The following is a 20,973-nucleotide window of genomic DNA, read 5'->3' as shown; positions in this document are numbered from 1 at the left end:
TTATCTGGATACTGACTTGATCATCAGAATACAGATTCCTCCAAAGATAGACAGTACAAATGACATCATAAATATAGACGAGAACCCGATCTGTGAGATTAAAAACGCTGCGATTACTGGCGCAATGGCCTGTGTCAACGTATTACCTAGATTGTAAATACCCAGAAACAAACCAACACGGTTTTTGTCAGGAATAACGTTGAGGTTCAACAAGTTGTCCAAGGAGTTCCATATTCCCATCCCTAAACCAGCCAAAAAGGCATAGATAATAATTCCCGTGTCGTTTTGCAAAAAGTACAAACACAGTGCACCAATACCCAAAGATATGGTAGACAGACCGACAGGATACTTTAACACGTTAAACTTGTCCGATAGCGGTCCTGCGACAAATCCCATCAGTATTCCGAAAATCAACATAATAATATTGATCAACTGAATGGACTGTTGTGTGGATGAGTTATCTTTCTGAAGAAAGTCTGTCATGATAAACAGAAGATACCCTGTAATGGCAAAGTTTCCGATCCCTTGGGATAACTTGCCGATGAGAGCCAAGTAATAGTCTCGGCCAACAGACCATTTTGGAAAAACGGCCATCGCCTCTTTCAAGGACAGTTTCTGACGAGTAGATGAATCCTCTCTATCCGTTGTTTCATGCAGATTGGATGGCTCACGGACAATCAAAGCTGCAATAAGCGTACCCACAAATGTGATGATGCCAAAAATGATAAAACCTAATCGAAATTGACCCAAAAAGAAAGCGGCCAGAATGGTGAATCCGTTATTACCCAAAGCCATACCAAGCCCACCGTATGCAGATGACGCGGAGCCTCTTCCACCTTCTGGAGCCAGATCTATCCAAGCAACCATCGGTGCTACAATAAAGTTCAATGCTACTTGGCCAATCATCCAGCTAAGGAGTAAAACAGGTACGTTTGGACTCATGGAGGCAAAGATCATGGCTAACATAAATACAAATGATCCAGCAACGAGCCAAGGAGTTCTCTTTCCAAAACGCGATCTTGTACGATCTGACAAATAACCGGCTGCCATGTTGGATATAGCAGCCACAATCATGCCGAGCGCTGAGAAAAGGGCTAAAATATTAATTTTATTCACCGCATCCAGATGCTGGATCAGGGCCGGCAAAAATAAACTAGACATCGCAATGTATGGTCCCAGCCAAGTGGCTGGTCCAATGATTAAACCTGGAATCAAACGTTTTAGCGGGATTGTTCGGGTATTCATGTCCTACTTCCTCTCTAGTTGCTATTCATTTTGAACGGAATAATATTTAAAATCTGCAAATGAATCATGCTGGTGGGCATCCACAGAGCCGATAAAATTAAATAATCCTGTAAATCCACCGATTTCTCCGGGCTCACCATTAACGCCTTCATCCGACAAATAGGATACATCGATTGCTTTCAGCAGTATTTTCCACTCCATCTGCTCTTCAAAACGATATGAAATGTCTGCAAAACCTTCATTGTAAACCAGTTTAAGTTCTGCCTGTTGTTCAGGCACAAGTACTTGATGATGCACATACTCGATACGCTCACCAAGCTTTGCCTGAAGTACCGTGAGCATCATTCCCTCAGTCCTTTCGGAATAGGTCAGATGGACGTATAACCAGTTATTCGAATCATAATAAAGTCCCATGCCGGCCGTTTCGGAATAGTGATCTGCATGAAACTGAACATGCGTCTTTAACTCATACTTGAAAGATGTGGCTCGTGTCGCCATAATGGATGGATTGACTTGTGAAAACAAGGAATTTTGTCCGTATATCCTCAAATGACCGGGACGTTCGGTTGCATTGACCCATCCCTCTTGCTGCTCTCGATAAGGTGTCATAAAATGTAGCCCTAGTTTCTCCTGCTCAAAATCGTCGAACACATCATGGGACACGGAGCCTGCACTCGATAAACCTGTCATGCCTTCGGTTTCCATCTTCGCCACATTAGAGCGGTCCTTCATCTGTAGCCATCCATCCTCTGTCCACTGCATCTTCTGAATGGAAGTTTCTCGCCCTAGCGGATTGAGAAGTTTATCCCCTAATGGACGCGACATTAAATGCGCGATGTACCACTCGCCGGTATGCGTTTCCACTAATGAGCCGTGACCTGCTTTTTGCATAATGGAATTCGGATTGTACATTTCAAAATGTCCTGCATCCGGATCACCGAGTGAGAATAAATGCCGCGGCGAAGAAGTGATGATTGGCTCTCCAGATGGATGCGGCTCATAAGGACCAAAGACATGCTTCGAGCGGCCAATCTCGACACCATGCGCATAACCTGTTCCACCAGCTGCCAGAAGCAAGTAATAGTATCCATTACGTTTGTATAGTTGAGGTGCTTCTGCACATCCACGTGTCGTGAAACCTTGCGTTACCCGGTGCCATGTACCGATAATTTTTCCGCTCTCCATATCCAGTTCAGCGATCACAATATGCCCTGGAGCCTGATACCCCGTACGGGTCTCCCATTCCAGTATGGCAACATAATGTTTACCGTCATCATCGTGATAAAGAGCAGGATCAAATCCAATGGAAGTGAGATAAATCGGTTCTGACCAAGGACCTGTAATATCTTCTGCCCACATAATATAAGAGTCGGCGTTAAATTCTCTACCAGCCATATTGACCATATGGGAAAAGGTTAACCAATATTTCTGACTGGCAGTATCGTAAGACAGATGTGGAGCCCAGATTCCCGCTGGTGTATTGGTTCCGCGCAGATTGATCTCACCTTTGTTCAAAGCTGATCCGATCTGCTCCCAATTCGCCAGATCACGGGATTGAAACAGTTGAATTCCAGGATTCCAATGAAAAGTAGAGGTTGCGATATAATACATTTCACCGACACGAATCATGGACGGATCAGGTGCCATACCCGGTATGACTGGATTGATAATACGATTCATATTCATTCTCCTTTCAGATGTAAAATTGCGATTATGCTTTCATACCTTGTTCTAACTGGAGCGATTCCAAATAAGCGCTTTCTTTTTCCTGACATGTGAGTTTACCCATTTCTGCTACAATCTCAAAATTTATGTTCATTGATCACGATCACAGCTTTGGCTATAATAACAGAGGCATTCGTTCAATGAAGAGCATTCCCCGTCAGGAAAGCGGTTTCTCATCACCTGATACGTATTATAAGCTCAATAAATCGATCAATTCGATTGTGTTAGTACAGATTAATTTACCCTTATCAAAGGTGGATTCAATTAAATGGAAATAAATAATCAAGATTATATGGTGGGTGACAGAACGGACCTTCTTCCACGGATTGATTGGAATATACGTTTTTTTGGTGCTCACAAACAGACGGTTCGTTCCGGATGGTCGGCGACAAAAGAATTTCACCATGCTTTTGAAATTTTAATTGTGCTGGATGGAGCACAAGAAACAAAACTGGAGAGTGAGTCTTATGAGATACATCGTGATGATATTCTTCTCATCCCTCCTGGCTTTGAACACACAAACACGAACATTGCAGTTGCGTCAATGACCTATTTCTGTGCACATTTTGATGTAGATGAACCTGCGTTGCGTATGAAAATCATGAAGAATTGTGACTGGGTATACACCCCCTCCAATCCGTCCTATAGCCGATTAAGAGCTTGTATTCAGCAATGGCTTGATCTTTTCGACGATACGGATATGACGGTATCTAAAGCTAAATTGAGAGCACAAATCGTTCTGTTTGAATTGTTGGAGATCTTAATCGACTTACAACCTGTGAATACAGAAACGCATGCGAATCAGTCGATGACCACGGCCAAACATGCTCGAGAAATTGCCGAGGCCATTAAAAGTCATTTCAGACAACAAGTGCGCGAAAAAAACGGTGACGCAGACGAGGATGATACGGTTCATATTCAGCCGATCATCGCATCGTTAGGAATCAGTCCTAACTATGGATTAGAGATATTTCAAAAAATTTACCATATGTCTCCGCGAAAGTATCTGTCCGATCTGAAGTTGCAAGAAGCTAAGATGCTGTTGCAACAGCCTGAGATCTCCTTGACCGAGATAGCCCTTCGTTTGGGGTATAAAAACCTGTCCCATTTCAGCAGGCAGTTTAAAAAGTGGACGCAGCTCAGCCCTACGGAATTCCGTAAATTAAAATTGAAAGCGTAATAAACGGCTTTCTGATATTGGAGTATTTATTACGACGCTTCATATTTAGATAACAAAAAAAAGGAGTGGCCTGTATATGGCCCTCCTTCTTTTGCTTTGAAATGACAACAATTAAATGAATTCGTATCTATTCGTTTACAAGGTTAAGAGTATACATTCGGATTTCGAACGTTTAAAGTATCTCACCATTAGACTCAATCACTTGTTTGTACCAATAGAATGAGTCTTTGCGTGTTCTATCCAGCGAGCCATTACCCGCGTTGTCTTGATCAACATAGATAAAGCCATAACGTTTACCCATTTCGGATGTAGAGCAGCTGATAATATCAATCGGTCCCCAACTGGTGAATCCCATCAGTTCCACACCGTCAGCTACCGCTTCTTTCATCTGCTCGATGTGGCTACGCAGGTAATCAATACGATAAGGATCATGTACAGATCCGTCCTCTTCCAGTGTGTCTGTAGCGCCGAGTCCATTTTCCACGATAAAGAGCGGCATCCGGTAGCGGTCATACAACCGGTTCAGCGCGATGCGAAGACCGATTGGATCGATTGGCCATCCCCATTCGGTGGCTTTCAGATGCGGGTTCTTGATCTGACTTACCAGCATACCGGAGTTGCTGTTGTCATTCGGGTCGTATTTTCCGATATACGTCATGTAATAACTGAATGCAATAAAGTCCACTGTGTTGTCACGGATAATCGCATCATCTTCAGGTTCCTTCACCAGTTCAATGCCTTGCTCTTCAAAATATCTTTGCATGTAGGACGGGTACTCCCCACGCGCCTGAACTTCCGGATAGAACAGGTTCATCTGATCTTCCTTCATCGTCTGCAGCACATCTTCCGGTTTGCTGGATGCAGCGTATGTTTCCAGACGGCAGATCATACAGCCGATTTGGGCATTAGGCATTTTCTCTTTCCCGCTTTTTACAGCCAGCGCACTTGCTACAAACTGATGATGTGTTGCTTGATAGGCTACCTGTTCAGGGGTGCCTTTGATTTTATCTTCCAGAATACCGCCGCCCGTATACAGGCTGGTCAGCATCATATTCATCTCGTTGAACGTAATCCAATATTTCACTTTGTCTTTGTAGCGGTCAAATAACGTGTTGGCAAATTTCAAATACAGATCAATCATTTCACGGCTTTCCCAGCCATTGTATTTGCGGGTTAACTCAATCGGCATCTCATAGTGAGAGATCGTGACTAGTGGCTCAATGCCGTATTTCAACAGTTCGTCGAACACTTTATCATAGAAAGCAAGGCCTGCTTCGTTCGGAACGCTTTCTTCTCCTGTCGGGAAAATTCGCGGCCAAGCGATGGAAAGACGGAAAACTTTAAAGCCCATCTCAGCAAACAATGCGATATCTTCTTTGTAACGGTGGTAAAAATCCACTCCATTCCGTTTCGGGAAATACACATCGGTGTTACCACTCAAATATTGTTCCAGTTCAACGGAGTTTACGTCAAAGGTAAAATCTTTACCATTTCGATCTTCATGCGGAACATAAGGTGCCATGTCAGAGGTGGAAAGTCCTTTGCCGTCTGCGTCAAATGCGCCCTCCAGCTGATTGGCTGCGGTAGCCCCTCCCCATAGGAATCCTTTAGGGAATGTGTGTTTTGTTGTTTGTGTCATGATGGTTTCTCTCCTTTTTATTATTTACACGTGCCACTTCAATGACAGACTAACCTTCCAATCGCTGTTATCCCCAGATTTTTTTGAATTATTTTTTAGTTGAGAAATATGGTGATAAAGGCGATCGCGTTGCTTTTCCAGGTTATTTCTGTCCTCTCCGTTTTTGTGTAAATATATCGTTAAATTCTATAACTCGGTTAAAATAGAAAGCCTTCATTCGTTTTGTAATAAGCTTTTAGCGAACGGTGAGTAGCAGTAATTCATTCATTGGAACCACCCCCTTCACCTGAACGGGTACTACATCAAGGTAATCTGGCGTGTTGGCTACAATGACCGGGGTGATCAGATCAATACCGGCGGCTTGAATGCTCTCGATATCAAATTCCAGCAATAAATCACCCTTGTTCACTCGTTGTCCGATGACAACCTTCTCTTCAAAAAACTTGCCTTTCAGGGACACCGTGTTAAGTCCAACATGAATGAGAATGTCGATTCCGCTGGAGGAAGTCAGCATGATGGCATGCTTGCTTTTCGCAATCATTGTGACCGTTCCGTCAAATGGTGCGGTTACACGCCCTTCCTGCGGATAAATTGCAATTCCTTTTCCCGTCATTTCCTCGGCAAACGTAGGATCAGGCAATTCTTTGAGTGCAACCAGTTCGCCGGTAAGCGGACTGAATATTTCACCTTTCTTTTCCTCAATCGAATGAACGGTCACAGGCGGTGGTGCAGGTTCTTGTTTAGACCGATTTGTTGTTCCTGATCGTTCTGCTAATTCCGATGTTGTTGTTGGAGCTATTGCTGACGAACTTGCCCCAGCAGGTTGCTGCGTAATCGGTTCATCCCACTTAAGCAATAAGGTCACTGTAAACGAAACTACGAAGCTGATACCTATACCGATGAGCGCGTACCAGAAATTCGCCATCCCCCCATTTGGACCAATGTATAAAGGCAACGACAGCAGACCCGGGACGGCAAAACCGAAACATTTTAACCCTACCGCTGTAATAAATCCACCGCCGGCTGCTCCACCGATGATCGAAGCATAGAACGGTTTTTTCAACTTCAACGTTACTCCATAGATTGCAGGCTCTGTGATGCCCAGAAAAGCAGATATACCGCTGGATAAAGCAATCGATTTCATCGATTTGTTTTTGGTTTTGAGGAACACCGCCATTACGGCACCAGCTTGACTCATATTGGCTACAAGGTTAAGCGGCAGTAACAGCACGTCGTAACCGAGTTTGCTCAAATTCTGTAATGTTCCCGGGAAAAATGCATAATGCATACCCGTCATAACGATCACTGGCATAAGTCCGCCCAGCACGATTCCTGTTAATGGGCCCGAGTGAGCAAAGAGCCAGGATGTACCGATCTCCAGATAAATCCCGATGTAATTACCGAGCGGTCCAATAGCTATTAGCAGAATCGGGACGGTAATCACCAGCACAATCATTGAGGTAAAAATGACTTTAACCGGACCAGGAATGAAACGATCCACCCAGCGGTGTACATAACTGAGAAGCCACACTCCAAGAATAATCGGAATGACAGACTGGGTGTAATTCACGATCGATACCGGCAGAGATAGAAAACGAATCGGCTCCAGATGATTTTCCAGGTAAGCATTCAAAATGGTTGGATATAATAGTGTACCTGCCAGGGTCAAGGCGATATATTCATTGACTTTAAACTTCCGCGCAGACGATACAGCGAGCAGGAAAGGCAAGAAATAAAAGGCCGCATTGGCTATGGACGCTAAAATCTGATACTCACCGCTAGTTTCTTGAATGGCCCCAAGTGTAACAAGTAATGCGAGAATGCCCTTCAGCATCCCGGTACCTACAATGGCTGGAAGAATCGGGGTAAAAATACCGGAGATCGTGTCCAATACGGCATTAAGACCTCTTGAACGCGGCGGTTCTGCTTTTGTCTCTGTTGCACCAGCTTGTTTCAACTGGTCCTCCAGCTCTTCATAGACGGCTGCAACTTTGTTGCCAATCACAACCTGGAACTGATCGTTTTGGAACTGTGCCCCAAGAACACCATCCAGTGCGCGAATCTGTTCAAGCTGCACTTTCTTTTCTTCACGAACATTAAAGCGCAATCGAGTGATGCAATGCCAGGCTTGCATAATATTTTCCTGCCCTCCTGTTAATCGGATGATCTCTTTGGACAACTCCCGGTGATTCATGCTGCTTCCTCCTTTTTTGGCGAAAAAAAAACCAAATGTAAGCCCGCCCCGCTACAGCAGCGGAATCGGAAACATTTGGTGGTGCCTGATCGTATCAGTAACACTCCATATTCAACTAATATGGTGATGGTGTATCTTCTAACAGTTGTACTGAGGTCAACCCGTGTCGGTACGGGACGTTACTCTTTCGATGTGAATCATGAGGTATACCATCTCATCGGGAGTAATCACGAATCCTCGCTGCTGCTCCATCGCCTCCTTTATCTTGAGTGCGCATTGGAAGCTGACAGGATATCGTTCCGACAATACATCATATAAAAACTGCTGATCCTTGAATGAAAGGACTTCCCGGTTCATTTGCCGAACAATGAAGTATCTCAGATGAGTGATGAACCTGGAAAAATCAGCAGACTCCTGATTCAGTGCCCTGCCAAAATGATCGGTCATGATCCCGAGAATGTCATTGATCATCTGTGTAATCTTGATCGTCTGGTTCATGCTAGCCGAATCAAATTGTGAATTTACAAAATGAAGGGCAATGGAGCTGGCTTCACCCGCAGGCAGTGCGACCAGAAAAGCTTCATTGATCTTGCGTACCGCCAACTCTCCAGCGCGGTATTCTGCAGGATACAGATGGCGAATATCCCAGTGTAGCGGATTTTGCATGTCTACACCTTTTCTGAAACGATCCAGAGCAAAATGGATATGATCCGCAAGCGTTAATAGGATAGAATCATTTAGCTTTTTCCCGATGATCTCCCTGCCTTCTTCTATAATCTGATCCGTGATATCGATAACTTGCAGAGGGATATCGCTAAGAAATTGCTCGACTCGCTGATATTTATCATTCGAGCCGATCCGGAACATTTTCTGAATCTGGCTTTGCTCGATCGGCTGTCCCTTTACTTTTTTGAAGCCTACACCTGTTCCGATGACAATGACTTCACAGCCTTCAGCATCCTCCGCCAGGGCGATATTGTTGTTTAACGATTTCTTGAACCTCATGATGTTTTCACCCCCCATATATGCAAAAAGCACCACCATGGCCAGGTACACAAGAAAATAAACTTGTGAGATCCAGACTGTGGTGGTGCCTGATCGAATCAGTGACACTCCTTATTTAGCTGTATTGTATACCAGCCATGTAATCGTTGTCAATACCATAACGCTGGAATGGGTATGTGCTTCATTTAAGTCGGCTTATGCACTCGCCTTATAGTAGTTTAATACCAAATTGCACATTCTATTCTTCTGAAGTGTTGTTATCTAGAGCATAATTATCATAATAATACCGAATCAGAATGTCCTGATCATAGTTGCCGAAACCTTTTCCAAATAGGGTCAGCCCACCTCGACCTGCTGCGCTCTCTTCGGGTTTTAATCCAAATGTCCAATAGGTAGATGCTCCTAAATCCAGATCCGAAATCGTGACATCCGAAATTTGTTGACCATCTATAAACGTACCTTCCTCGTTGATGCGCAGCACTTTTAACACGCCGTATTGATTCACATCCAGTTTCCACCATAGTGGAGTATGCTTGCCCTTTCGGTCTCCGAAATCGCCAGGACTTGTCCATGTACCGAGATCATTGCCGTTAAGCGTAAAACGAATATCGGAAGGCCAGTTTTCATTGACCTTGGGCGCTTCCGAGCTAAGTTCGAGTGAAAGTTCGATCTCGCGAAGATGCTGATCATTGTGAAGATAATTGGGAATCTTATATTCGAGAAAACCTCGTGCCATCCACAGAATTGCCGCGTTAACCCGATCAGGGTCCATAAAACAAGCGGGTGTGTCGTATTGGCCGATCATCTGAGTTGTCGTCGCCAGCCCGCAGGTTGGCCATGCCTCGTAATCCGTATAATGACCAACGGGTATAGACACTTCATAATACGATGCATCCATAGGCACTGAAGGCGATAAATTAATCGTCATGAACTCTTTTACAATATAACAATATTTGTAGGTCCCCCCGTTCTCTCGTTTCATTCGGCTACCTACAATGCCAGCCTTCTGAAGTTTGCTAACATGTGTACTGACAATGGCTTTGCTCAGATAGAGCTCTTGGGCGAGAGCGTTGATATGCATTTCCCTATTCTCTAGCAACAAACGTACAATATTTAAACGGGCTTCACTGGCTAACGCCTCGTAGACAAGCAATGAAGATGCATCTGTTCCAAGCATCATCGACTTCACTTCCTTTTGTATATTCAGCTTTTATATCAACTTGTACATTTGGTATCTCATTTCTCACATTTTAGAATTCGCTATTTAGCGAACTGCGTAAAATGAACTTGCTCTGTATATCCGCATTATGATACATATTAGATAACAAATCAATGTATTGATTTTGCTTTTAGGCGAATTCAATATAGATTACTGACATCATATGACATTACAAACGATTATATGTATTACAAAATCAATCACGTGCACTATAAAATTAATCTTATGGAGGTTTTCACTATGCTTAAATCCAAAATGCTGATCGATAAAGACTTTCAGATTGCTGAAGTAGACCCGCGTGTTTACGGTTCATTTATTGAACATCTGGGACGTGCCGTGTATGGCGGTATTTATGATCCAGGTCATCCAACCGCAGATGCACAAGGCTTCCGTCAGGATGCTATTGAAGCAATTAAAGCGCTTAACGTACCCATCGTTCGTTATCCGGGTGGCAATTTCGTATCCGGTTACAACTGGGAAGACGGCGTGGGTCCAGTAGCTGACCGTAAACGCAGACTTGAGCTGGCTTGGTGGACGATTGAAACCAATGCTGTGGGCACGAACGAATTTGCAGATTGGGCCAAGCTGGCAGGTACGGAAGTGATGATGGCTGTTAACTTGGGAACGCGCGGTATCGATGCAGCTCGAAATCTGGTTGAATATTGCAACCACCCTTCTGGAACATACTGGAGTGATCTGCGTATCTCCCACGGATATAAAGATCCACATAAATTCAAAACATGGTGCCTCGGGAATGAAATGGACGGTCCTTGGCAGATTGGTGCGATGACCGCATATGAATATGGCCGTATTGCCAATGAAACAGCCAAAGCGATGAAATGGGTTGATCCAGAGATCGAGCTCGTTGCATGTGGTAGCTCCAGCCGTGACATGAAGACATTTGCAGATTGGGAAGCAACCGTGCTTGATCTTACCTATGAAAATGTAGACTACTTGTCTCTGCATCAGTATTACAACAACAACAAAGACAACACATATGACTTCCTGGCGACCTCGCTGGATCTGGATCAATTTATTGATAGTGTGGCTTCGATCTGTGATTTTGTACAAGCCAAGAAACGTAGCAAAAAGAAATTGATGCTCTCCTTGGATGAATGGAATGTGTGGAAATCCATTGGTACTAGCCGTATGGAAGAACGCTGGCAGATTGCTCCTCCAGAGTTCGAAGATGTGTACACGCATGAAGATGCGCTGGCAGTGGGCTGTTATCTGATCACCATTCTGAAACATGCTGACCGTGTAAAAATGGCTTGCCTTGCGCAGCTGATTAACACGATCGCACCAATCATGACGGAAAATAACGGCGCAATCTGGTTACAAACGACGTATTTCCCGTTCCTGCACGCTTCCAACTTCGGACGTGGAACCGTGTTGCGTTCCATCACATCTTCACCGAAATATGATTCCAAAGACTTCACGGATGTACCTTATCTGGAATCGATCAGTGTGCATGATGAAGAAAATGGCACCATTACCATCTTTGCGGTAAACAGACATCTTGACGAATCAATGGAACTGAATGTTGACCTTCGCTCCTTCGGAGAAACGACATTTGTGGAGCACATTGTCCTGGAAAGCAACGACCTGAAAGCAAGTAATACCAAAGAAAATCCACGTAACGTATTGCCTCACAACGGCGGACATACAACCGTCGATCAAGGTAAAGTACAAGCTGTGCTGAACAAAGCGTCATGGAACGTGATCCGTTTGAAAACAAAACAAGCTTAATCGTGCAAATCGCGCTAGATCAAAAAGCCCAGAGCATACCTGCTTCTGGGCTTTAACTTTAGTATTAGCATTTGCTGAAGCAGCACTTCTAGCAATTAGAGGGTGACCGTTCGTCCACTATATTTCCCCCTTCTTTATGTGGAACTTCTAAACCCAATACAGCACTAACCAACTAGGCTATGTCCGAAAACGCTAGAGTAATTCAATTTTGGAATCCAATTGTGATTGATTTTGTTCCAAGCCAGGGAGGTTCACCGCAGGCGTGCCGGAGTACGTCAGGGGAAAGTGACGCAGTGGGGACAAAAAGGCGATAAAAGAAGCACTTCAGTGGGTTTAAGACACGCACATTATGTAGCTTAGATATGTGGCTTGGGTGTCTAGCCTAAATTCTAGCTATGATGAACGTAAACAAGGATAGCCCCCACATATTGCTGAGCATCGTAGGTTAAAATGGAAAGTGTCAAAACCACCATTTCAGAGCTACACAGCAAAGGAGAGCTATCACTATGCAGTCTACCACAAAATTCATCGGTTTAGATGTGTCTAAAGAAAAAATTTCAGTTGCCATCGCAGATGAAGGACAGGCCAAGCCTCGGTATTACGGATCCATTGCGCATACGCCTGCCGCGTTGCGTAAACTCATCAAAGAGCTGGGGCCTGCAAGTACTTTGTCCTTCTGCTACGAAGCAGGGCCTACCGGCTATGAAACCCATCGCTGGATTGAATCTATGGGTGCACATTGCATCGTTATCGCTCCTTCGCTCATTCCGAAACGGGCTGGAGATCGGGTGAAAACGGATCGACGCGACGCAGAACAACTCGCGCGTTTATTCCGTGCGGGTGAGCTCACGCCGATTTACGTTCCGGCTCCAGCGGATGAGGCTCTGCGTGAATTAGTTCGTGCACGTGAAACGGCGAAAGAGGATGCACACCGGGCTCGGCAGCGTGTGCTCAAGTTTTTACTCCGCCACCAGATCCATCCGCCAGAACAGATCAAACGGGCCTGGACGAAAAAATATCGGATGTGGCTGGGAACGGTCACTTTTCCACAAGTCTCGATGCAAACGGCGTTTACCGAGTATCTTCACACCCTGTACGAGGTGGAACAGCGGATTGGTCGATTGGAAAAAGCGCTGATTGAAGAAGCAGCTACCCATCCCAAAGCGGAAATGATTCGCATTTTACAGGGCCTTCGTGGCATTGGTTTCCTGACGGCGGTGACGCTGGTTTCGGAAATCGGATCGTTTGCCCGGTTTTCTTCCCCAGCGAGGCTCATGGCTTACTTGGGTCTGGTTCCCCGTGAGCATTCGTCTGGAGCCAGCACCAAACGAGGTTCCCTCACCAAAACAGGGAATGGGCGTCTACGTCGAACCTTAATCGAATCGGCCTGGAGTTACCGTCACCGACCTGCGGTGAAAGGAGATCTGGCCATCCGTTTAGAAGGTCTGTCTGCGGACGTGGAGCAGATTTCATGGAAAGCGCAACACAGGCTACATGCCAAATACCGCCGCCTGATCTTTGTAAAACACAAGCACCCCAATGTGGCAATTGCCGCTGTAGCGCGCGAACTGATGGGTTTTATTTGGGCGGTTGCCCGAACCGTAGAACAGCCGAATGCCCAGTAATTGGTGTTGCATCCGATCGAGACGTTCGTCACAAGGGGAACGGGTAAACCCGGAGTCTTAAGCCCGGGGGTTCATGGAAAGGTTCGGGAGAGAATCTGTGTTGATCGTTTGCACTAGGCTCTGTGTGAGCTGAACGTGCGTTTCTAGCTTACAACCGCTCTCCTTGACGAAGGCATAACATGTGGTAACCAACCCACGGATAGCAGCGTGCCAACCGTCGCTCGCATATGGACCCCCGCGCTTAGGACTTCGGGCAACAGCATTTTGTGCTGGGCTTGACTAAAACGTTCATAGCAACGATCTCAGCGGAGCTTATTTGGCTCCTTTGAGGTCATTTTTTATTCTAACGATCACAGGAGACGCTATTTCGGACAATTTGGGTGTTTTTAAGGTAAAATCACGTCTTTTCAACAAAATAAGCTCTCTCAGGATCGTTAAATGTTCAAAGCTCAATATCTACCCAAATAAGCTTCCTGGTGATCGTTAGCGCTTTAGGCTCAAAAAACTTCTCTTCACATCAAGTACGGAGAGAAGCTTGCAACGATTTAAAGAAATCTATCCTACATGTTATGCTACATTCGACTTTTAAAGTTAATCTAACAGGCTTTGAGAATCAGTTCTTCACCCTATAAAAATCGAACTTGATTACATAATCAAACAGAGACGTTATTGCAATGGATCCAAGCGGTAACAATAAATATACCCAGCGGGGATTATTGGAAGCTTCACCTGGCGGAGATTCAGTTAAGAAAATAAATAAAACAATACAATATATTATAGCCACTACAATACCTGTTATGTTTCTATTTTTCATTGCTGTTTCCTCCTCTTGATCATAGAAATGATTACGTATTGTATTTTACCTTAAAATATCATAACACATAATTTGGAATAATTTATCATTAATACTTAACAATGCTCCCTCCACTCGAAAAGTCTGAATTTACTGAAGCTAGTCCCCCCATATTGGATTTTTATCCTATTCCGAAAAAACTTAAACGATAAAAAAGCCGCTATAATAGCGACTTAGGAGCGCTTACTAGGCGCTTACTTATCTTCTCTCCTGCTCAAACATCAACATGTTCTTGATACTATACTTGTTTACTTTTACTCTTTTTCACTCTTATTACCCCCGTTGGATTTCCGCTTCAGCCTCATCTTCATTTTCTTGAGCTTGGCTTGCGGGTGACATCAAACCTTGCACGGCACCCATAAACGGCTGGATTTGTTTAATCATGCCGTAGCCCATTTTCACGACAGGCACAAAACGCTGAATCATGCCGAACAAACGCATGCCGCCTCCAAGCATACCTCCAAATGATCCGGCTCCGCCGAGGCCGCCCAATAAGGAGCCCATCATAGGCATGAAGGATGATACTTGCGCTTGACATGACGTCCTACGGGAAGTTATTCGAGATGATGCGGATGACTTGCGGGAATGATTGACTTTTTTTCGTCTCGGGGAGGATGCGTTTTTATTCGCTCCGGTAGCCCGGGGTTTCATTTTAGGCGAATTACTCCGCGCAGCAACTGTTTTCCTTGCTGGGGACGTTGGAGTTTGTGTTAATTTTCCGCCTCCGGTAAGCTCTACCCCTTCGTTACTCACGCCAGAGATGTACCCGATGTACGTCTCACCATTATGAAGAGTCACGCAGACCGGACGATCCTTGAATCGTTTTGCCTTGACGTGTATTTCATTGGTCTTAGCCATGGTATTCACCTCACTCGACTTGATCTACTTCAGTCTACGCGTTGGGTGGACGACTTGCCTGTGCGAATAGCACATCCGTGTGCCGAAAATATGAAGATACGGATGCTGTCAACACGGCTCATACCATACGGATCACTGAACCCAACCTAGATCATAAATAGCGTTAACCGATAACAGAAAGCCAACAATCCCTATAACCCAGGCTGCAGCACGCTGAGCATTTTTCATCAGCCAATTATCTATTTTTTCTAAAGGGTGTTTTAAAAAAGGGTAAGCGAGCAATCGTCCTGCCAGCAAAATGAGCGCAGGTAATATCATAACGAAACAATATCCCAGTAACAGGATACCCGACATAGGCCAAGCAGGTCCTTCAGTCACTAATATGCCAATGGCTGCGAGATAGGGCAGCATTGTTCCCAGTTCCAGGATGACCGCGGTCAGTGCAAGTCCAATAAGTATAGTAATAGAAATTTTGCTGGAAACCGTCTCCCCTGTAAAGCGAGTCCTCCATTTGAAAATATAACCGCCCCCACTCGCTGCACGTTCCGCAGCACGAGCACGAGATTTCTTGGTATCCATGAGTTGGCTTATGATCATTAACAATATGCCTATCACCAATTGTCCTACCAGGAATGGTTTAGATGCCATTTGAAGTGCGTAGTTGTTCAGAAATGCATCCGTTCCAAACATAATTATGAGGCCAATTGCAAAGTAACAACCGGCCACTGTGAATAAATAGATTAAAAACTGATCTACTCGAACACGCCCGGGTGTCATCAGTAACCATACAGGAATCAAGAGAGTGCCCAAACTCGTTGAATCTATTAGTGCCAACAGTACAAGGGTAGATAGTATTGCTGTTAACGTCATGATGTTCCTCACTCTCCGTTATGATTTTAAGCGCTTGCTGGATCAAAATGTAGAACATAGAACAGGACATCCACCTCCGAGTAAAGTTATCCTGGCCCTAGCTGGAACTTCTTCTCACAGACAGCCTTCGCACCGCTCCCTCGGGACTTGTGAGATGCAACTAACTCCCCATCATACTTAATGGAACAGCTTACCCAGCTTGCACTGTCATTTGCTTTTACCCTTACATGAGTGGAGAGCAGAGGGATGAACGTATCTTTTGGAATAACAAATCTCTCTTGATATGGAACTTCAATCGCATCCCAATATACACTCTCCGGATTTTTTCGAGCATTGATCTCTACCTCCAGATCAGATGCTGAATTAACATCACTTTCAACAAGCACCTCAACGACGATTCCATCCGAGTCATGCGCTGTATTTTGTTTGGACTCCTCATGATTCAGTTCATTCACAGTATCTTCTGCTGTCATTCCACAAGCTGTAAATAACATAATTAGACCTGAGAGCAATAACAGGAGCCAAAACTTTTTACTTCCAATCCTCTTTTGTTTACTCTCCATCATCAGCGTTGTCCTCTCGTTGTGTTAGAAAAATGCGGATCATCTCGTCGACATAGGACATGAATTCTTCATCCATGCCCATGACTACAGGCTCAAATGCTTCTCTTGGATTGATAAGTTCCCAATACTTGTCGAGTAATTTTTCATCATGATCGAATAGCTCCAATGCTGTTTCATACAATTGCTTCGCAATGACTTGGACCTCTTCAGAATAGGGAGATGAGGGCATTACGGATCGTACTCGTTGGAAAATAGTTAAAAGTTCCTCCATCCGCGGATCGTTACCCCCGAGAATAGGCAGATGATTCAGTATATCCATCTCCCTGGATGTTAACTGTAAATCATCGCTGAATTCGGCACGAATTATTCCTTCAGAGAGAGGCCGATCCTCCATTTGGGAAATAATCTGCAATAAACTTTCGAGATCGCTCATCCCTCCGAATTTCAACGTATGAAGGGTTGATCTGAGATAATATTGCTTCCGGCTTAATTCTTCTTTCTTCTGTTCAATCAGCTCTATTTGTTCGTTTAAAGAGGCTACCCAGTTTTCATGTTCTCCCTTATTTTCTTGGTTCTGAAACAGTTCTTTAATCTGTTCTAATGTATAACCGATGGACTTCAAAAGAAGAATTTTTTGCAGGCGAAGAATGGCACTTTCATCATAGTATCGATACCCATTCTCCGTAATAAGTGTCGGTTGTAACAGTTCGATCTGTTCATAATAATGAAGTGTTCTTTTGCTAATATTTGTTTTTTTCGCTAATTCTCCGATCAGGATCATGCTTAACTCCCCTTCCTGAAAACATTATAAACAATAACGTATACGTTAGGGTAAAGTCCTAAATTATCAATCAATAACTACGGCTGAGCAAAAACAAAAAGACGATGCTAGGCATCGTCCCCGTTGTGCTACAGTCGTTCTCTCTGGTTGATTTTCACTCTATCATTGCGCCTGCTGTTCTATAGAGTAATATCTTTCATATTCTTTCGTCATCGCGTATCGATTAACCCCTTTACTAGCTTGTACGGCTAGCGCAGCCAACTCTTCTGCTTCCTTGTAATGATTCAGCTTACGCTCAATTTCGGCTAGAAGGGCAAGTCGCATCCACTCTCTTTTAATGGAACTTAAATGCTCTCTGGCTCGTTCAGTCTCTCCTTCTTCGATCAGGACAAACGTTTCATAGTATGTGCGATAAACCGATTTACGCATCTCGCGTACCGCTTTTCTCACGGTAAACAGATCCTTCCGGTAAGCACCGTATGCTGCCTGATAGTTGGCCTTCGTCGACTTGCTGGCCGATGTATTGCTCATCAGCTTTTCCATCGTGAGCTCAACTTCTTCATCCAACCTGTTGGCTGTCGCATAATTAATATAAATATAGGGTGCATTTTGTTTTCTTCTTAAAAAAGCCTCTAACCGATCCATACGTGTTTCCCAGACCATAGGATATAAAACAAAAATGCTAAACATAATGAGTCCAGCAACCAGCACTGTACCTAACACTAGTAAAATCGATTGGTCATTCCACAACATCACAAGCGTGTAAACAAATATAGCAACATAAGAAACAATTTCCCACTTACTCACTCCTGGCCTTCATTCCTTTCATAGTGGATTACTTGTAGAACGGATAATCAAGATACCTCTATAGAATTTACTATTATACCAGAAGTACCAGGTCTTTTTGTATTACAACTATATCGCCACTTTCGTCAAAAACGTTTCAATCTCATCCATGTACCCTTCCGTAGTTATGCTTCTTGGCGCAAATAGAAAACGCAGCCCCATCTTCCATTCCGACCCGGCAATTGATGTGGGTAACATAGAGTGCTCAGTATTGGGGAACGTTTTGACATAAAGCAAATAAGAGGGATCGATCTCTTTACGATAGACACGCTCCGTGTCTTGAATATCCACATTAACGTCATCTTCTCCAAGTAGCAGCAACACCGGACTTTTGAAATGACGCAGACTTTCGGTGGCATCGGAATTAAAGTTTTTGCTGACAAAGTCCCATCGTTCGCGGGACATTGGTTCTTCGTCTTTCCGAATATGTTTCGTGTATTCCTCATAAGATCCGTGATGTTTTAAAATATCTTTAATCTGATTATCGTATTTCACCTGTGCTTCAATCTCTTGTTGTGTATGCCCGTCCTTGGCCATCTGACTCCGCGTATTGTATTCCCCTTGCTTCAGCCAGTTGATCGCTGGTGATACCAGAATGCTGAATGCGAGATCTTCCTTACCTGCAAGCTTGGGGATGACCCAGCCGGCCTGACTTGCTCCCCATACACCAATCCGGGAACCGTCAATCATCGGTTGTTTTTTGGCCCAAGCAATTGCCTGTTGTGCTTCAACGACACGATCATCGATACTCTGATCCAGCCAGTTCCCCTCTGAACCTCCGATGCCACGTTTGTCCAGTGACAAGGACGCATAACCGAGAGAGGCAAGGCGTTCCCACAGCGGTTTGTAACCTTCACTATGCGTTGCATCAATAGGGCCATCACCATGGATAAAGAGCACCAAGCCAAGCTTTTCTTTATCAGCACCCTTTTTAGGAAGTGTGAGAATGCCCGTTAATTTCCCTTGTGCGGTGGGAATCTCCACGGATTGCGAGGCCATATTATAGTCTTGCTGTGCAACGATATATAAGCCTGTACCCGCAAATAATACAATGATAATAAGGAATGAAATCCAGATTTTTTTGTGTTTAAACATATGCGGTTTCAACGTTGTTGTCTCCTTTGCGTGTCATGTAGTTCCATTGATGTTCACCAAGCAGCATGGCAGTTAGCAGACTGTTCGTGCTGCTTTGTTTGCGAAAATGATACCGTTCATATACCTGCATCGCTTTCTGGTTCTGACTAGCTACATGCAGGCTAAGATAAGATAACGGTGCCGTTTGAAGCATGTATCGCTGTGCCCGTGCGAGTAACAGTCTGCCTGCACCTTTACCTTGATGATGTGGGTGTACAACAATATCTTCGATATAACATTCTCCTGTTTCAGGCTCATGTTTGAGCAGGTGTATGCCTGCCATGATATGAAGCAACTTCCAGCACCCGATGTGACTGCGCATGTCTTTCCATTGAATTCGGGCTGTATCTGCCTTTCGGGCAACCTCACGGGTCTTCCACTTCAGAGCCATCGTGCCTATGAGCACATCATTCTCCATCGCTGCGAACCGCAGACTGCCTGTCTGATGCTGACTTGAAAGTAATAATTGTTCAAAGACAAAAGCAAGGTCCGCTGTAGATACGGAAGATGATCTTTGGAATTTGTGCCCGAAACCATAAGCCATTAGTTGTGCTGCAGCCGGATACAGTTCAGAAGTTATAGGTTGGATTCGGACGGGATTTGTTTGATCCAAGCTGGTGTTCATGAGATCCACCTCGCTGAGATGCGTGTTAAAAAGATGCTCATAACTCTCCCGCCTCCGGATTCGAAACATACGAAAGAAGTTCATAATGGAGCAGTTCTGGTGTGAACAGGGATAAGTATGATTTTTCCACCATGACCAACGGCCCTGAGCATAGGTATCCCATTTCTTCTGCATAAGCATAGAACTCCTGAATGGTTGTCGAGAGTCGTTCTTCATTTTGTACAAAAAGTGTACTTGAAAGGTATGAACCGGCACGCAATGTCAGATTACTCTCCCTTCTCTCCTCTTGCGTATACAAGCCGACAATGCCAGAATCGTTGTACACATAATGAATATCTGCTTCGAACAGATTGGAAATATTGCTTCCATGCTTGACTAATGTTTGAGCACTCAGACTTTCAGCCTCCTGCATCTCGAACCATAGAGACAATGGAACTTCGTCACGCTGAATGATTGCATACACACCTCCCTCTGTCAGCGCGGATTTTTGGGAAACCCACTCTTTTTCCTCCAGCAGCTTCTCAATAAAATGTTTGGTGTCCTGCAGCCTTTGGATCTCCGCTTCTGTATCTGACAGCGCCTGACGGAAAATCGGAGTGATCTGCTCGACAGTCAGATGGGACAAGCATTCTTGGATCACTTGCACAGACAAGCCCATCTTACGGAGCAATAAAATATGAGCTAGACGGTATACTTGATCCATGCCATACATTCGGTATTGATTTTCGCCGGTATATGCCGGGGTCAGTACCCCCTTTTCTTCAAAATATCGAATCTGATGTACGGATACTTGCATGAGCTTGGCCAGCTCGCTAATCGTAATTTCATCCTTCATACCTCTCATCATGATCCCCACCTTTGT

The 20,973-nt window shown here is 44.5% G+C and carries 18 protein-coding genes; 3 read left to right on the top strand and 15 right to left on the bottom strand.

All coding sequences use genetic code 11. From position 1 onward, the window contains the following. On the bottom strand, positions 1 to 1,245 hold the full coding sequence (locus Q9R46_RS09805) for an MFS transporter (RefSeq protein ID WP_311279873.1): 1,245 nt from the start codon (positions 1,243 to 1,245) through the stop codon (positions 1 to 3). A gap of 21 nt (positions 1,246 to 1,266) precedes the next feature. Continuing rightward, a complete protein-coding gene (locus Q9R46_RS09800) occupies positions 1,267 to 2,925 on the bottom strand; it encodes a glycoside hydrolase family 43 protein (RefSeq protein ID WP_311279872.1) in 1,659 nt (552 codons plus the stop codon). Positions 2,926 to 3,238: 313 nt separating this feature from the next. On the opposite strand from Q9R46_RS09800, the gene Q9R46_RS09795 reads away from it, so the two are divergent. Continuing rightward, on the top strand, positions 3,239 to 4,150 hold the full coding sequence (locus tag Q9R46_RS09795; protein ID WP_311279871.1) for an AraC family transcriptional regulator: 912 nt from the start codon (positions 3,239 to 3,241) through the stop codon (positions 4,148 to 4,150). Between the two features lie 172 nt (positions 4,151 to 4,322). On the opposite strand, the gene Q9R46_RS09790 is transcribed toward Q9R46_RS09795, so the two are convergent. From Q9R46_RS09790 to Q9R46_RS09775, 4 genes are all read right to left on the bottom strand, one after another. Beyond that, entirely contained in the window at positions 4,323 to 5,789 is a 1,467-nt protein-coding gene (locus tag Q9R46_RS09790) for a glycoside hydrolase family 1 protein (protein ID WP_311279870.1), read from the bottom strand. Between the two features lie 235 nt (positions 5,790 to 6,024). Next, positions 6,025 to 7,983, bottom strand: a complete 1,959-nt coding sequence (locus Q9R46_RS09785; RefSeq protein ID WP_311279869.1) for a beta-glucoside-specific PTS transporter subunit IIABC — start codon at positions 7,981 to 7,983, stop codon at positions 6,025 to 6,027. Between the two features lie 156 nt (positions 7,984 to 8,139). Beyond that, positions 8,140 to 8,988 (bottom strand): BglG family transcription antiterminator LicT, encoded by an 849-nt coding sequence (gene licT / locus Q9R46_RS09780; protein WP_311279868.1) that lies wholly within the window; start codon positions 8,986 to 8,988, stop codon positions 8,140 to 8,142. 238 nt (positions 8,989 to 9,226) lie between these two features. Then, complete coding sequence (locus Q9R46_RS09775) at positions 9,227 to 10,168, bottom strand: ArsR/SmtB family transcription factor (protein WP_311279867.1); 942 nt, start codon at positions 10,166 to 10,168, stop codon at positions 9,227 to 9,229. 279 nt (positions 10,169 to 10,447) lie between these two features. Here Q9R46_RS09775 and arfA point away from each other — a divergent pair, with 279 nt between their 5' ends. Both arfA and Q9R46_RS09765 read left to right on the top strand, forming a co-directional pair. Continuing rightward, on the top strand, positions 10,448 to 11,956 hold the full coding sequence (gene arfA / locus Q9R46_RS09770) for an arabinosylfuranosidase ArfA (protein ID WP_186812399.1): 1,509 nt from the start codon (positions 10,448 to 10,450) through the stop codon (positions 11,954 to 11,956). 506 nt (positions 11,957 to 12,462) lie between these two features. Then, entirely contained in the window at positions 12,463 to 13,581 is a 1,119-nt protein-coding gene (locus Q9R46_RS09765) for an IS110 family RNA-guided transposase (protein ID WP_311279866.1), read from the top strand. 613 nt (positions 13,582 to 14,194) lie between these two features. Here the strand turns inward: Q9R46_RS09765 and Q9R46_RS09760 are convergent. The 9 genes from Q9R46_RS09760 to Q9R46_RS09720 all read right to left on the bottom strand — a co-directional run bounded on the left by Q9R46_RS09760 (position 14,195) and on the right by Q9R46_RS09720 (position 20,958). Continuing rightward, a complete protein-coding gene (locus Q9R46_RS09760) occupies positions 14,195 to 14,395 on the bottom strand; it encodes a hypothetical protein (RefSeq protein ID WP_311279865.1) in 201 nt (66 codons plus the stop codon). Between the two features lie 312 nt (positions 14,396 to 14,707). Next, positions 14,708 to 15,292 (bottom strand): hypothetical protein, encoded by a 585-nt coding sequence (locus Q9R46_RS09755; RefSeq protein ID WP_311279864.1) that lies wholly within the window; start codon positions 15,290 to 15,292, stop codon positions 14,708 to 14,710. Positions 15,293 to 15,424: 132 nt separating this feature from the next. Further along, a complete protein-coding gene (locus Q9R46_RS09750) occupies positions 15,425 to 16,162 on the bottom strand; it encodes a GAP family protein (protein WP_311279863.1) in 738 nt (245 codons plus the stop codon). An 86-nt stretch (positions 16,163 to 16,248) separates the two neighbouring features. Then, complete coding sequence (locus tag Q9R46_RS09745; protein ID WP_311279862.1) at positions 16,249 to 16,728, bottom strand: hypothetical protein; 480 nt, start codon at positions 16,726 to 16,728, stop codon at positions 16,249 to 16,251. Continuing rightward, on the bottom strand, positions 16,715 to 17,506 hold the full coding sequence (locus Q9R46_RS09740; RefSeq protein ID WP_311279861.1) for a MerR family transcriptional regulator: 792 nt from the start codon (positions 17,504 to 17,506) through the stop codon (positions 16,715 to 16,717). The genes Q9R46_RS09745 and Q9R46_RS09740 overlap by 14 nt, the downstream gene beginning before the upstream one ends. 162 nt (positions 17,507 to 17,668) lie before the next feature. Then, positions 17,669 to 18,313 (bottom strand): hypothetical protein, encoded by a 645-nt coding sequence (locus Q9R46_RS09735; RefSeq protein WP_311279860.1) that lies wholly within the window; start codon positions 18,311 to 18,313, stop codon positions 17,669 to 17,671. Between the two features lie 108 nt (positions 18,314 to 18,421). Then, positions 18,422 to 19,447 carry an alpha/beta hydrolase family protein gene (locus Q9R46_RS09730; RefSeq protein WP_397386372.1) on the bottom strand — a complete coding sequence of 342 codons (1,026 nt, stop codon included), beginning with the start codon at positions 19,445 to 19,447 and terminating at the stop codon, positions 18,422 to 18,424. After that, a complete protein-coding gene (locus tag Q9R46_RS09725) occupies positions 19,440 to 20,111 on the bottom strand; it encodes a GNAT family N-acetyltransferase (RefSeq protein ID WP_311279858.1) in 672 nt (223 codons plus the stop codon). The genes Q9R46_RS09730 and Q9R46_RS09725 overlap by 8 nt, the downstream gene beginning before the upstream one ends. 37 nt (positions 20,112 to 20,148) lie before the next feature. Continuing rightward, a complete protein-coding gene (locus Q9R46_RS09720; protein ID WP_311279857.1) occupies positions 20,149 to 20,958 on the bottom strand; it encodes a MerR family transcriptional regulator in 810 nt (269 codons plus the stop codon). Positions 20,959 to 20,973: the final 15 nt, after the last annotated feature.

The sequence above is a fragment of the Paenibacillus sp. RRE4 genome (genome assembly GCF_031844205.1).
Taxonomy (GTDB): Bacteria; Bacillota; Bacilli; order Paenibacillales; family Paenibacillaceae; genus Paenibacillus; species Paenibacillus xylanexedens_B.
The sequence above is the reverse complement of the archived record's forward strand: the minus strand, read 5'-3'. Positions and strand labels throughout refer to the sequence as shown.